The sequence below is a fragment of the Candidatus Bathyarchaeota archaeon A05DMB-5 genome (assembly GCA_019685655.1).
Classification (GTDB): Archaea; Thermoproteota; Bathyarchaeia; order Bathyarchaeales; family Bathycorpusculaceae; genus DSLH01.
Genome location: JABFQP010000004.1, coordinates 38723 through 52694 on the forward strand (window position 1 = coordinate 38723; position 13972 = coordinate 52694).

General features: G+C 41.4%; 16 protein-coding genes and 1 tRNA gene. 3 read left to right on the forward strand and 14 right to left on the reverse strand.

The genetic code is table 11. From position 1 onward, the window contains the following. The first annotated feature begins 12 nt into the window (after window positions 1-12). Window positions 13-345: a hypothetical protein gene (locus HM003_06075; protein MBX5328903.1), complete on the forward strand. Its 333-nt coding sequence runs from the start codon at window positions 13-15 to the stop codon at window positions 343-345. A gap of 83 nt (window positions 346-428) precedes the next feature. Continuing rightward, window positions 429-533: transfer RNA gene (locus tag HM003_06080), tRNA-Pro, on the forward strand. Between the two features lie 67 nt (window positions 534-600). Here the strand turns inward: HM003_06080 and HM003_06085 are convergent. The 14 genes from HM003_06085 to tsaA form a co-directional block, all read right to left on the reverse strand. Beyond that, a complete protein-coding gene (locus HM003_06085; protein MBX5328904.1) occupies window positions 601-2133 on the reverse strand; it encodes a CBS domain-containing protein in 1533 nt (510 codons plus the stop codon). A gap of 67 nt (window positions 2134-2200) precedes the next feature. Next, window positions 2201-3697, reverse strand: coding sequence for an NADH-quinone oxidoreductase subunit N (locus tag HM003_06090; GenBank protein MBX5328905.1), 1497 nt, complete (start codon window positions 3695-3697; stop codon window positions 2201-2203). A gap of 12 nt (window positions 3698-3709) precedes the next feature. Continuing rightward, on the reverse strand, window positions 3710-5188 hold the full coding sequence (locus HM003_06095; protein MBX5328906.1) for an NADH-quinone oxidoreductase subunit M: 1479 nt from the start codon (window positions 5186-5188) through the stop codon (window positions 3710-3712). A 5-nt stretch (window positions 5189-5193) separates the two neighbouring features. Continuing rightward, on the reverse strand, window positions 5194-7146 hold the full coding sequence (locus HM003_06100; GenBank protein MBX5328907.1) for an NADH-quinone oxidoreductase subunit L: 1953 nt from the start codon (window positions 7144-7146) through the stop codon (window positions 5194-5196). Then, on the reverse strand, window positions 7147-7494 hold the full coding sequence (locus HM003_06105) for an NADH-quinone oxidoreductase subunit K (GenBank protein MBX5328908.1): 348 nt from the start codon (window positions 7492-7494) through the stop codon (window positions 7147-7149). It lies immediately after the preceding gene. Further along, window positions 7494-7958 (reverse strand): hypothetical protein, encoded by a 465-nt coding sequence (locus HM003_06110; protein ID MBX5328909.1) that lies wholly within the window; start codon window positions 7956-7958, stop codon window positions 7494-7496. The genes HM003_06105 and HM003_06110 overlap by 1 nt, the downstream gene beginning before the upstream one ends. Before the next feature lie 3 nt (window positions 7959-7961). Further along, a complete protein-coding gene (locus HM003_06115) occupies window positions 7962-8336 on the reverse strand; it encodes an NADH-quinone oxidoreductase subunit I (protein ID MBX5328910.1) in 375 nt (124 codons plus the stop codon). Window positions 8337-8344: 8 nt separating this feature from the next. Then, window positions 8345-9337, reverse strand: coding sequence for an NADH-quinone oxidoreductase subunit H (locus HM003_06120; protein MBX5328911.1), 993 nt, complete (start codon window positions 9335-9337; stop codon window positions 8345-8347). A gap of 10 nt (window positions 9338-9347) precedes the next feature. Next, window positions 9348-9761, reverse strand: a complete 414-nt coding sequence (locus tag HM003_06125) for a hypothetical protein (protein ID MBX5328912.1) — start codon at window positions 9759-9761, stop codon at window positions 9348-9350. Beyond that, a complete protein-coding gene (locus HM003_06130) occupies window positions 9751-10935 on the reverse strand; it encodes a hypothetical protein (protein ID MBX5328913.1) in 1185 nt (394 codons plus the stop codon). Before HM003_06130 ends, HM003_06125 begins: the two co-directional genes overlap by 11 nt. After that, window positions 10922-11368: an NADH-quinone oxidoreductase subunit B family protein gene (locus HM003_06135; protein ID MBX5328914.1), complete on the reverse strand. Its 447-nt coding sequence runs from the start codon at window positions 11366-11368 to the stop codon at window positions 10922-10924. The genes HM003_06130 and HM003_06135 overlap by 14 nt, the downstream gene beginning before the upstream one ends. Next, on the reverse strand, window positions 11368-11622 hold the full coding sequence (ndhC, locus tag HM003_06140; GenBank protein ID MBX5328915.1) for an NAD(P)H-quinone oxidoreductase subunit 3: 255 nt from the start codon (window positions 11620-11622) through the stop codon (window positions 11368-11370). Before ndhC ends, HM003_06135 begins: the two co-directional genes overlap by 1 nt. Window positions 11623-12167: 545 nt before the next feature. Then, window positions 12168-13079, reverse strand: a complete 912-nt coding sequence (locus HM003_06145; protein MBX5328916.1) for a malate dehydrogenase — start codon at window positions 13077-13079, stop codon at window positions 12168-12170. Window positions 13080-13143: 64 nt separating this feature from the next. After that, window positions 13144-13575 carry a tRNA (N6-threonylcarbamoyladenosine(37)-N6)-methyltransferase TrmO gene (gene tsaA, locus HM003_06150; protein ID MBX5328917.1) on the reverse strand — a complete coding sequence of 144 codons (432 nt, stop codon included), beginning with the start codon at window positions 13573-13575 and terminating at the stop codon, window positions 13144-13146. A gap of 118 nt (window positions 13576-13693) precedes the next feature. Here tsaA and HM003_06155 point away from each other — a divergent pair, with 118 nt between their 5' ends. Then, window positions 13694-13912, forward strand: coding sequence for a hypothetical protein (locus HM003_06155; GenBank protein MBX5328918.1), 219 nt, complete (start codon window positions 13694-13696; stop codon window positions 13910-13912). Window positions 13913-13972: the final 60 nt, after the last annotated feature.

A 13972-nucleotide genomic window follows, 5' to 3' on the forward strand; every position in this document is an offset into this window, starting at 1 on the left:
GAAGGATGAGTCATGCCTCCATTCCACATACACGACGAAAAACTCAAATGCCCATACAAAGGATGCGGAAAAACATTCGAAAAACCAACAGTCCTAACAGACTCATCCACAATACCCAGACAAAGCTACTACGCATGCCCATACTGCAACTCAAAACTAGACATAATAGTAGAAAACATGAAAATCGTCAGCGTCAAACCAACAGAATACCCAAAAGTCTTCGACTCACCAGCTAAATGCGCCCACTATTTTGGATTCTTAAACGCTATCCCAAAAGACGCCTCAATCCCAGACGAATGCCTAGTGTGCCCAAAAGTCCTCCAATGCAGCATAAGAAAAAAGTAACAAAACCCCACCCACGTTTCTTTCCGAGAGAATGTTTTAAATTTATCTTCCAGAATTCTATTTTCGCCCGCCAACCCATCCACGGGGCTGTCGGCTAGCTTGGTCTAGGCTTGGAGACTCGGGCTCTCTATGCGTGTTGGCGTTTGCCATGTGCGGGAAGGACCCCGGTTCAAATCCGGGCAGCCCCATTCAAGGTCCTAAACCCAAATGGGTTCGAGCACTAAATCATTCATAGTAACAAGTATTCTTTTCACACTAAACTCTTGTTCTTAAGGCGTGCATAACGTCGCTTCTTGTTACGATTCCAAGCAATAAGTGCGTGTTATTTTTATCAACAACAAGTAACCGTCCGATGTTGTGTTTATTCATTTTTTCAAAAGCTTCCGCAAGGGAGTCTTCTGGAAAAGCTGTGATCAAATTTTTTGTGCAAATTTCTCCAAGAGAAACATTGTTTCGCTTTTGTTTAGCAACTTTCATAGCATCTTGCAAAGTGACAATTCCAGCGAGTTTATTGGATTCGTTTATTATTGGAAAGCCGATGTGGTGGTGTTCAGCTATTTTGTCGAAAAGTTCGTTAACCGTCATAGCTGGTGTCAGTGTCACGACATTTTTTGTCATTATTTGTTCTACTTTCATTTCTTGAAGCATGTTGATTTCGATGGCTGTGGGTTTTATGGAAAATTCTGTGGCTGAAGGGATCGGAAGCCCCTTCTTCTTCATAGTTTTAGTTTCTTGCATGGCATTTTTTCTTTTATGAGTGGATAAATTGATTAAGTGTGCTAATGTTTCTGGTTCGGTTTCTATTTCCTTTGTTGTTATGATGCCTTTTTCGACAGCTAATTTTAAGAATTCTTCGCCTTTTTTAGTTCTGACAATTATTATAGACCAGTCTTTCAATGGTGCTGCTCCGCCAACACTTAAGTCTGCAAGCTCAGAGGTAAAGTCTGTGCATGTTTTACAGCGGTTCATGATATGAGGTTTGACTTCTGACAGTGGAATTCGAATTGTATGGTTCTCTGTCGTTACTACATATTTGTCTTCTATCAAATCAACATTTTGAATTTCGCTAGCTGCAATGTTATGTTCTTGCAGAAGATACTCTAACAGTCGACCTAGCGAAAAGGTCCAGAGGCAAAAAAGCCCTATGGTTATTTCTAAACTGCCAATGAGTTTATGTTGCCAAGCTTCAAGTTTTCGAAGCGCGAGAACATGGCATGGAACGCCAACAAAAGCAATGTGGAATCTGCCGTGCTCAAAAACTGCACGACCGAAAGCCTCTGCCACCGCGCTGGGTACAACTTTTGAGTCTACGACAGAAAGTGTGTCATCTGGCACGAGGCTTACTGAAGGCTTAACTTTTATGCTTAGCCTGGGAGATACTTTTGAAACTATAGCGCTGTCAATTATTTTTTGATTAATTGCAAAGTTAAGTAAGGCGTTTATGACGCCGCCGCTTTTTGTGGCTTCTCTTATTGTTGGATTGGTAGCGTGTGCAAGTAGAATTTTCCTATAATAGCCTAGGCTTTCTCTTCTGAAAGGCGCATCTACAACGAATCTTAACGTTTCGTATAAAAGTGCGTCGGTGTGTGGGCATATATCATAACAGATTGGACAAGTATCCAAGTGTTCAGAGCAATCATAAAGTCTGTTTGGTTTGTTTTCATCCACTTTTATCGCATGAATTGGACATGCAGCTTCACATGCACCGCATAGGGTGCAGAACTCCGGTTCTATTATCAGCCGTTCTAAGTCATTGAAAGCTATGAGTTTATTCTTATTTGTTGGCATGATTAAGCTCTCTGTTTATACTAGTGAAAGTTGTGATTAAAATATCTGTAGTTGTTTTTGAAAGAAGTCATGGCACGAACGGAAGTTGCTGTATTACCGGGTTGATAAGGTCTAAAATGATTGTTGGATATAATCCTAAAACAATTATTGCTGCAACAAGAATGAAAATTACTGCAAGGAGTTTTTTGGGCTCTTTAATTTTTGCTTCTTCTCGCGGTTTTTTCGCGTACATGTAATTGATTAATCTCAACAAGTATGCAGCTTGAATTACGCTGGTTAAAACACCTATCACAGCTAACCAGCTTAGATTTGCCTCTATTGCAGATGTAAAAACTAAATATTTTGCAATAAAACCAGCGAGAGGTGGGACTCCTGCAAAAGAAAAGGCGGCGAAAAGTAATGCTAAACTTGTAAGCGGCATTTTTCTCCCTATCCCTGAAAAATCGTCTAAAGTCTCATATCCCATATTGTTTAAAATTCCAACAGTCATGAAGGCAAGCGCTGTGGTTATTCCTCCGATAAGGAAGAAGTAGAGGTTACCCACTATTCCAAGCGATGTCACGCTGGTTATTGCTACAAGATTATAGCCTACATCTGCAATGCATATATTCGCTATTAAACGCTTAACGTTTTTTTCAGTTAACGCCAGCAAGTTACCCACTATCATTGTTAACGCAGACAAAACTGCAAGCATAAGGGTCCAAGGTAGGACTGTGGAAGGCGTCAAAATGTAGATGAGGACTCTTAGCAAAACATAGTAGCTTCCTTGATCGACAAGTGCTGACAAGAAGGCTGAAGAGGATGCTGGAGCTGCAGCGTAGGCGTCTGGCAACCACATATGGAAGGGCACGACAGCAGCCTCGATTGAGTAGCCTGCTACGATGAAAATGAAGGCTATTTCAAGTAGGTGCTTATCTTCAAGAGCCATTAACGCGTTTTTCACTGCCCAGAAGTTAAGTGTGCCCGTGAGAGCGTAGACTATTGAAAGTCCATAGATTATGAAGGCTGAAGCAATTATTATCATGATCAAGTATTTTATGGTGGCATGCAAAGACCTAGATGTTTTCCGATATAGCATTAGGAAGCTTGAGCCTGCTGCTGTGGCTTCCCAAAAAATAAAGAGTGTTAAGAGGTCGCCAGCGAACGCTGTTCCTATTACGCAGCCGATGATTATTAGTATAATTGAATAGTAGCGTTCTGAAAGTTTTTCATCAGAATTTATGTAAAAAAGGCTGTACATGAAAACCATGGCGCCGACTATTGTGAAGATTATTGCCATGTAAATCGATACTGCGTCTACTAGGAATGTTGTTGAAAACATGGCGAACGGTTCATCGGTTAATGTTAAGTTAAGGAATGGTTGAGGCGGTGGTTGCGCATAATATTTCAATGCCAGATTTGCTACGCTTATGACTGCAATAATGAATATCGCTGAGAACCAGCCAAGCATGAGAGTAGTTTTTCCAGTTTTTCTTTTGCGAACAGTTTTAACTACTGGTATTGTTAGAAGCGAAAACACGACGAAAACAATTATGGGTGAAGATATGTCCAAGATTTCTATCATTGGCTTGCCTCGCTAAATGAAGGTCACGCTCGTGATGAGTTGTATGAAAAATGTCGGCCATATGCCAAGAACGATGACGAATGCCGTCAAAATAATCATGGCTAATTTCATAAAGAATGGAACGTCTGTTATTTTTTCATGTTTTGCTGAGCCGAGAAAAACGTGACCTACGAATCTTAGGGCGTAGGCTAGGGATAAAACTGTGGCTATTAGCATTAGTGCTGTTGGTATAAGGTAGAAGTTGTCGTTGTTGATTGTTTGGAATGCTCCCACAAAGATTAGAAATTCGCTGATGAAACATGCGAATGGTGGTATTCCAGCGATGCTTAATGCTGCAGTGGTTGAAGATGTAGCTGTGATTGGCATTTGCCCAGCAAGTCCACCCATTTCGCGAATGTCTCGAATTTCGAGTTGCTTCATAACTGCTCCAGCTGACAAAAAGAGCAAGCCTTTGCTTACCGCGTGATTTATCAAATGTAAGACTGTTCCAGTTATGGCTTCTTGGAATGGAAAAAGAGAAAGCCCGAAGAGAACGTAGCCCATGTGTGCTATGCTCGAATACGCGATTATTCGTTTTATGTCTGTTTCCACCAAAGCGATTAATGAGCCGAAGAAGGCGGATAAAATTCCGAAAATCGTTAGTCCGTGCAGGAAAAGGCTTCCGAAGTCTGTTGCCATGACGGCTGGAAAAACTGTTCCCAATGATACACGGAGTATTGCGTAAGCGCCGGCGCTGATTATGACTCCGCTTAGAAGTGCAGACATTGGCGCTGGGGCTTCAGAGTGTGCGTCTGGCAACCACATGTGAACTGGAACAGCAGCCATTTTAACTGCAAAGCCTGCTGTGAGAGACAGTAAAATCCATTTTACAAGTTCTGGATTAGCAGTCATTAGTGCGGTTTGTGCTTGAAACATGTCTAAGTCTCCTGTAACCATGAATATTGCGCCTATGCCTAAGAGGACGAAGACTGCGCCTGCGTGTGTGAATATGAAGAATTTGAAGGCGGCTCTGTATGGTTCTCTGTAGCCCCATCCGCCTATTATGAAGTAGGTTGGGACGAGCATTAGTTCCCAGCAGAAGTAGAAGAGCATGAGGTTTGATGTGATGAAGACGCCGACGAGACCTATGGAGAGTAATGTTAAAAGAGCATAGTATTCAGCGAGTCCTTTTCTTTCTTGCATGTAATTTATCGAGAAAAGCGTGGCTGTTAAAATGAGTATTAGGGTTATGATTGCCATTGAGAAACTGATTCCGTCAACAAAAAGCGTGAAAGAAGAGTGGAGAACGGGAATCCAATAGTAAGATTCGACATATTTGTGGTCTGCGCCGTTGAGAATGGATGGCACGGTTGTAGAAAGCACTGCTATGTTGATTATGCATATTAAAGCAACCAGGAAGGCGGCTGTTTTGGAAGATTTTCTACCTAACAAATAAACGAATGGAACAGCCAAAGTTGGTAGAAGCAGTGTTAATAAAAGTGTGTTTTCCATTTGCTTCACCTAAGCATAGTGATTATTATTAGTATTAGAATTATTAAAAACCCAATGAGTGCAGCTGCTATGTAATGTTGTAGGGAGCCTGAACGCATTCTTTTAATTTTTGATGCCGAAGCCAAAGTCTTGTTCGTAGCCATGTAGAGTAATTCATCGGCAAAAATGTCTAAATACTTTTGAGTGTTATGAGCCAAACTCATTACTTCACTTGCAACAAGATACGGTAGACGGTTAAAGAAAGTTGTTTCAACCCGCTTAAGACCAACAGAAATTAGTAAGACACTTCGTGCAACAACTTTTTCATAAAAAGTATCAAAGAAATAGCCATGCTCCAAAATTAAGATCAGAGGAGTCAACAGTTTACCTTTGATTTTTTCTATACTCTCTGATTTCTTGTAGTAAGTTATGTAAATGGGGAAACCTCCTGCAAAAAGAATTAGAAGAAAAATAAGAGTTGCTGAACTGAAAACTTCGCTTAGTCCCATTTCTACACCTACATGCATGAAATTACCTATCAAAGGTCCTAGAAAACCCCAAGCGAAGCACAAAACCGCGAGTATCCCAGATGCGAAAAGCATTGTTTTCGGCGGTTCATGTAGGTGAGTTTTCTTTACATGTTCAGATGGTTCACGCAGAAAAGTTAGGATGATAAAACGCAAAGTATATGCAAAAGTGACCGCTGTGGACGCATAAATTGTAAGCACAAGTAAAACATCTCCTGTTGACCAGAGACTGCTTATAATGAAGCCCTTACTGAAGAAACTTGCAAATGGGGGCACACCAGTCCGAGCCAGCATGACAACTATGCAGAGCAAAAACGTGATTGGCATGGCTTTCCTCAGTCCGCCCATCTGACGCATATCGCGGGTTCCTAACATATGAATGATGCCGCCAATCGTAAGGAAACCTAAGCCTTGAAAGAAAGCATGACTTAACATATGAAATAAACCAGCAAACCAGCCTAGCGAAGAAGGAGACGAGGCAGCACCCAATGCGGCAATCATAAATCCTATCTGACTGATGGTTGAATAAGCAGGCACTCCTTTTATGTCAGGCGTATACAAAGCCAAAGTAGCCCCAATGAACGCAGTAATAGCACCGATCCAAGCAACACAAGATAACCATAATGGGATTAAAGTTATCACTGAGCCAAAAAGTATGAACAACCTAGCAATCAAGTAAACACCAGCCTTCACCATTGTTGCTCCATGCAAGAGGGCGCTAACCGAAGTTGGAGCCTCCATTGCAGTATAGAGCCAAGTGTGCAAAGGTAGCTGGGCTGATTTCGCGATTGCTCCTCCAAGCATTAGAAAGGCAACCGCAGTCAACATTGGTAAAGGTACAGTCCTAATGTTTTTAATAGTGTAGGAGAAAGAAAAAGAGCCTAAACTTGTGTAGAGAAGGGCAATCGCGGCTAACAAGCAGACATCACCTATACGGGTCATCAGAAAAACTTTCACTCCTGCGCGAACTGATTCGGGGCGTCGATACCAGAAAGAAACCAGTGAATAAGAGCAAAGCCCTACCATTTCCCAGAAAATGAACATCTGAAGAAAATTATCTGACATGACAAGACCTATCATCGAACCCATGAAAAGAAGCATGAAAAAGTAGTAACGGGTCAAGTTTTCTTCACCAGCCATATAGCCTATAGAATATATGATAACTACAAAACTGAAGAAAGCAACTAAATTCGCAAATAGGACACTGAGCGAATCGACGAATACGCCTGCATCGATGCTCATGGAAGGAATCCATGGAAAAACCATGTCTGGACTCGCTAAAGCGCCAAAATAAACGTCAGGAACCATAGAAAATGCAAATATCGTAGCAACTAGGCTCACTGTTACTGCAAAATATTCTCTTGCTTTTCCGCCTAGCCGCGCAATTATTGGAATAAACAGGCTAGAAATGGTTGGAACTATCCAAACAAGCCATGGTGCATAAGGAAGCAATTACTCATCACCCTTACTGATTTCGCTATCATCTTTTTCCTCATTTTCAATTGTTTTATTTTGTTCTATTTCTGTTAGCTTTCTGATGTCGCATGTTCCATACTTCTTAGAAGCGATAACAAGCAAACCCAAGACAATAGCAGTAACACAAGTGTCGGTGGAAAAAGCAAGTATCAAAAACGTTTCACCTAAAGCTCTATCCAACGAAGAAGCAAGCAAAACAAAATTCATCGAAGCCGCCACTGCAATCAATTCAATCGATATTAACACTTTTACCAATTGACGCCTAGTCAAAAGACCGTAAATACCAACTGCAAGCAATGTAACTGAAAGAATTATGTAATCCATCAGCGTTCACCCTCCTTTCTTTCATAAAGAACTATCGCAATGCCCAAAGCAACAGTCATTATGACTAAACCCTGCAGAACAACGTCTATTGCTCTCAAATCCCAAATAGCTTGCCCAAACGAAACACTCGAAGAAACATTAGCCGGCATAACTGCAACAGACAATAAAACTGATGGAAGCGACAACACCAAGGCAACTACAGCAACCAGAGACAGGTTTTTAAACGACTTTTTCTTGCTTGGCTTTTCGCTGAGCATTTCACCAGACAAGAAAAGAACCGCCAAAGTCCCAGCACCAACAGCTAACTGAAAAACAGCTACAAAAGTGGCATCACTTAAAGCGTACAAAATCGCCATCAAAACAAACACACAAGCCAAAGAAGCAACAGAATAAACTGCCTCATCAAGATAGATTGCCAAACAAGCCGAAACAACCAAACCCACCGCAATCAATTCAACAATCATTTTCTACGCACCGCCAACCTTACCCGAATCTGTTTGAGGCTTTACCACCAAGTCAGATTTATCAGTTGAGGCAAGCTCAAAAATTTCCGAACTTTTAATCGCACTCCTAGGACAGCTTTCAGCACATTGATAACAGAAAACACAAAGATCCAAGTGAAACAACGGCCTCTTCTTCCCATCCACATCAACCATCTCAATAGCCTTTGCAGGGCAATCCCTAGCGCACAAGCCACAACTAACACAGAGACTTATATCAAACACGTGTTTGCCACGGAAGCCAACAGGAACTTTCGGCTTCACTTCTGGATATTTCCGTGTAGCTGGTTTTTTAAAAACATGAGAAAACACTTCCCTCAACATTGGCGACAACTTAACCATCTGTCTCTTCACCTCATTAATGGATTGAACCACAAGCCCAAGGCAACTGTTACAGCAAGGGATAATAGCGACAGAGGCAACAACACTTTCCAGTTGGCAACCAACACTTGATCAATGCGCAACCTTGCAAACACACACGTCAAATATTCACTAATCACAATCACCACTAGAAGTTTAAGCACAAACCATAAAGCATACCAAAACATAGGCAAACCGAAAAATACAGGTCCATAAGGACCACCCAAAAATAGCTCAACGGCAATGGCTGCGCCTAGAACGATTTGCACATCCTTAGAAAGCTTCAAGAAAGCTAACTTTCTGCCAGTATATTCTGTCTCGTAGCCTCCAACAATCTCAGTTTCAGCATGTGGGACATCAAACGGGTCTTTCTCCAATTCTGCCTGAAGAGTAAGGATAAACAATGCAAAAACCCATGGAATTAAAAGGGCAAATGGAACATTTTGACTCAAAGCTATAGCTGAAATGCTAAGATTGCCCGTTAGAAATGCCGGAGCTAACGCAAGAATGAAAAGAGGTATGTCATAACCAAGAAACTGTGTCAAAACCCTGGTTGCGCCCACTGCACTGTAGGGGTTTGTTGAAGACCATCCAGAAAGAAAAAGGAAAAAGTTAGCAATAGACACCAATGTTAGGACAAGAATTAGGTCTCCTTCAAAATTTGAATTTGGGATAACGTTTGCTCCATCAACTGGCAAAAAGAGAAAAGCAAAAACGAAAATTGAAAAAGAAAGAATAGGCGCAAGCCTGAACACAACATTTCTGGTATTAAATGGAATTATGTCCTCCTTTGTCAACAACTTGACGAAATCAGCCAGAGGTTGAAGAACACCTGCTGGACCAGTATAAGTAGGTCCCATTCTGTTTTGCATCCGAGCTTCTATTTTTCTTTCAACCCAGTCACAAAACATAGTAAACAACAAAATAAAGGCAAAGCCAGGAAAGACCAACACGCGAAAAACAAATTCTGGATTTAGGCTCATTTTCTGCCTCCTATCTATCCGTGCAAGAGAAGCAAGGGTCTAAACTAACGAAACTTGCTGGCACATCCGCTATGTTGCCGCCTTCTGCAATTCGAACAAAAGAAAGAATATTGGCAAAAGTTGGAGTACGCACTTTCACACGTTCTGGATATGCTGTCCCATTGCTTTTCACATAGTAAAACAATTCACCTCTCGGCGCTTCAACACGACTAATCGCCTCGCCAATTGGCACGATTCTTGGCACTCTAACTCTGTAAGGTCCACTCGGCAAATTGTCCAAAACATAATTTATTATGTTTATGCTTTCACTAATTTCATCCAAGCGAACCATAAGCCTCGCCCAAGAATCCCCTTCATCGTAAGTCACTATGTTAAATGGGATTTCACTATAAGCCGCATAGGGTTCATCCTTTCTAACATCCATTTTCACGCCAGAACCCCCGAGCAACTGGACCAACAACACATAGTTTCAAAGCATCTTGTTTACTCAGCACTCCAACATTTTTAGTTCTCATCTTAAAAGTCGGATCGTTCTCAAAAATACGCTTGTAAAAGCCCATTTTTTCCTTCAAGTTCATCAATTCTGTTTTAATCTTTGGAACAGTCTCCTCTTGTAAGTCTCGCCTTACGCCACCTATTGTTATGAATGAGGCAATGACTCTGTTGCCAGTAAGCCACTCCACAATGTCCATCACTGGTTCACGGTCACGCCACATGTACTGAAACAAAGTCTCATACCCAATCTCTAATCCAGCATGACCTAAAAGAAGCATATGACTATGAATTCGGTTCAATTCCAAAATTAATGTTCGCAGATAATTGGCTCTCGGCGGCACGCTCACACCTAATATAGCTTCCACTGCCTGACAAAAGCATGCCGCGTGGCAAGCGTTGCAGATTCCACAGATTCTTTCAACCAAATAGATATCTTGCAGGTAAGTGCGCTTTTCCGCGGCTTTCTCAATTCCTCGATGGACATAACCAATGCGAGGCTCAACCTCTTTCACATTTTCTCCATCAACTTTTAAAGAAAACTTCTCTGGCTCTATCAAAGCAGGATGCTGAGGACCCACTATAATATTTATCAACTTCCCATCGTTCGAGAGCTGCCCTTCGCCAGAAGAAACATTAGCATTTTCCATTCTGTTTGGAACAAAAACCTCAGCATCCTTCCTAAGTGGAAAAAGATTTTTCGGCCAATCATCCGGCAAGACTAATCTCTTGAGGTTTGGATGTCCTTCAAACTTTACGCCAAATAAATCAGCCACTTCTCTTTCATGAAAATTCGCACCTGGAATCAAATCTGTTATGCTCTTGATCTCCGCATCTTCTTTAGGCACTTCTGTCCTAATCGTAATTATGGTTCCACGACTACGGATATGGTACATCAGCTCAATAGTCTTCCCCAAATCCACACCTGTAAGCGCCGATAAACCAGCATTTTCATCTGCCTCAAGCAAAGCTTTTAATGCATCTTTATGAAACTTAGCGTCAACGCGAACAAAGGCTCTGCCAGGCTGTAGAGTCCCAATTTGAAGGATTTTCTCTCCAAGCTTATTGCTGAGCAGAACAGCCACGTCATTTTCAACGTTTGTCACTTGTTTTCGCCTCGATTGATTTAAGCAGCTTTACGATTCCGTCAATCATCGCTTCAGGTTTCGGTGGACACCCGGGAATGTAGACGTTAACTGGAATAACCTTGTCAACACCTCCCAGCACATTATAGTTTCCTTCAAACACGCCACCTGAACAAGCACAGGCGCCTATTGCGACGACAAATTTTGGTTCAGGCATCTGTTCATAAATACGCTTTAGCCTACCAGCACATTGCCTCGTGACTACACCAGTAGTTAATAGAACGTCCGCATGCCTTGGCGAAGGCTCAAGCAAGATTCCAAAGCGTTCCACATCATATTTAGGCGTTAAAAGCGCAACAACCTCAATATCGCAGCCGTTGCACGCTCCAGAGTTGAAATGAAGAACCCAAGGTGATTTCAACCTCGCCCATTTTAAAAGACGAGCAGAAGACATTATTGATCGCCCCCTTCAAAAAGAAGGAAACTCGATATAAGCACCATGCTCAGGTAAAGCATGAATAAAAACACGCTCGTTATTTGAAGTTTTAAGGAAGCAAAAGCAACCAGCAAAATCGAGGAATCCAAAACTACAAAATATATGAGATACTTATAAAGTGACACATTAATTCTCAATTTGCAGAAAGTTGCCTTTTCTCCACACGCATACGTGGATTCACCTTTCCCGTCTCGCGCAGATTTTGCTGACAACCAACGACCAAACATGTAAACAAGAAAAGATGCAACCAGTATTAAAAAGAAAGCAGTAACTAACTCAACAAGCGTAGCAGGTCACCGTCACCACAATCTTCTCCATAACATTTCGCACTCTTATGTTACACTCTTTTCCGCATGTTGAACTATCTATGCTTGAAACATTAAGCAACGTTGGAAACCGCACAGTGGAATTTAAATTTTATCCATCTGTTTTTCAGTATAATTACTTTGAACATAATAGATGATGAAAGGCTACTTCTATTAAAAATATTAGAGTTACGTCACAAAATTATCGAATCTTCAAAATAAGAGTTAGGACTTGAACCCTTTTTTGATATGGGTAGGGACAGCCCTACCATTCTAGAACTCAACTACACCGAATGCGCTGCGGAAGAAGAATTAGATCAGCTACTATTCAAAATCGACGTCTATCTGCACACTAGAAAATTTTCTTCTATCTAAAAACCTCTGCCCTACAAGAAAAAAAGTTGAACCTATATATAAGGGGGGATAAACTTTACAGAACAAATAACGTTCTTCTAACCATTCAGTTTCTTTATGGCTTCTTTAATGGTCAACACTGAGTTTTCGAAACTCTTCTTCGTCTTCGGCATTAACTTCAACTCTAGTATTCTTTCTATTCCATTTCTGCCCAAAACTACTGGCACACCGATAGAAACGTCTGAAAATCCGTATTCTCCCTGTAAGACCGTAGAAACACTCATCACTCGATTTCTACCCCTAAGAATGGCATCAGCCATAATCGCAATTGTTGCCGCTGGTGCATAAGTCGTCGACCCTTTCAATTTTATCACATCAGCACCAGAACTCACTGTCAAATTCACTATCTTCTCAATCTGCTCCTCCCTAAGCAACTTCGTTATAGGTATCCCAGAAACAGAAGCGTACTCAACAAGCGGAACCATAGAATCCCCATGCTCACCAATAACTAAAGCACGAACATCCTCCCTAGAAACATTCAATTCCGTCGCAATATAAGACCTAAAACGCAGAGTGTCCAAAATGTTTCCCATTCCAAAAACTCGATTTCTTTCAAAACCAGATTCCTTGTAAGCCACATAAGTCATAATATCAACGGGATTTGTGACAACCATCAACTTACAATCAGGCGTATACTTCACAATTTCCTTAACCACAGATTTAACTATCGTCGCATTCCTGTTCATAAGGTCAATCCGTGTCATCCCTGGTTTTCTCGCTTCACCCGCTGTTAATATTACAATTTCTGAGTTTTTCATTGCGCTGAAATCGTTTGTTCCCACAATCTTCCCATCAAACTCAATCGCTGGCGCCGTTTGCATCATATCTAAGGCTTCGCCTTTAGCTAAATTCTCAAAAATGTCAATTAACACAACATCGCCTATTCTGTACCTTAAGATGTTAAATGCCGCAGCGCTTCCTACTTTTCCAGCGCCAATTATAGTTATCATACAAAAACGATTAGCTAATTCTAAATAGATATACTTAACTGCACTTTCTAATCCAATTTTCCTTTCATGTTGGCGGTCCTTGCAGCGCCCACTCGGGAACACGCGCATTCGGAAAAGAATCTGCCCTAGGAAGATAAGGTTTAACATCCACTATTGGCGAACCATCGAGAGCATCAAGTCCCTTCACGGTCAGATTGCATTTCTCAACTTTAACCAGTTCCACAACACACAAACCTATTGGGTTTGGACGTGAAGGGCTTCTGCAAGCAAAGACACCCGTTTCCACGTTCCACGCGTGCTTTCGTGGAAAAACCAGCAATGTTTGTCTCTCCTCTTCTTTATCACGCAGATGCATCCAGTAAAGAATGATAAGGTGCGAAAAATCTTGTATGCCCTTAAGTCCCGCACGAAATTCTGGAAAAATCCGCACTACAGCTTTCTGTTCACCGGCTTTTGCAACAACTCCAATAAAGCGAAGTTCACCTTTAACACTCATTTGCCATACACCTTTTATCTTTCATGAAACAATTGAGAACTGTAAATCAATATTCTAAATTCATAAGTGTTTTAATATTTTTCACGGTTAAGCTATGTGATTGCAGGGTGAAATTGCCTTGAGCGAGCAAATCTTTCAAAGTTGCAAGGAACTAATAGACGACGCAAAAATGGGCTGCGCAGACCTCGTTTTTAAAGAAGTTTGCCTTGAAATTTTATCAAGAGCACGAAACATTTTAACAGAAAAACAGTTTAAACAGTTAGTGGCTTATGCCGCCGAAAGAATGAAAGAGAAAATTCCTTTTGAATTGCAAGAACAATTAATGGCGCACAAGTGAAACATAAGACACGTTCGCAAGCTTACCATTTAATCATCAACAGTTTGCGGGGCAACGCGG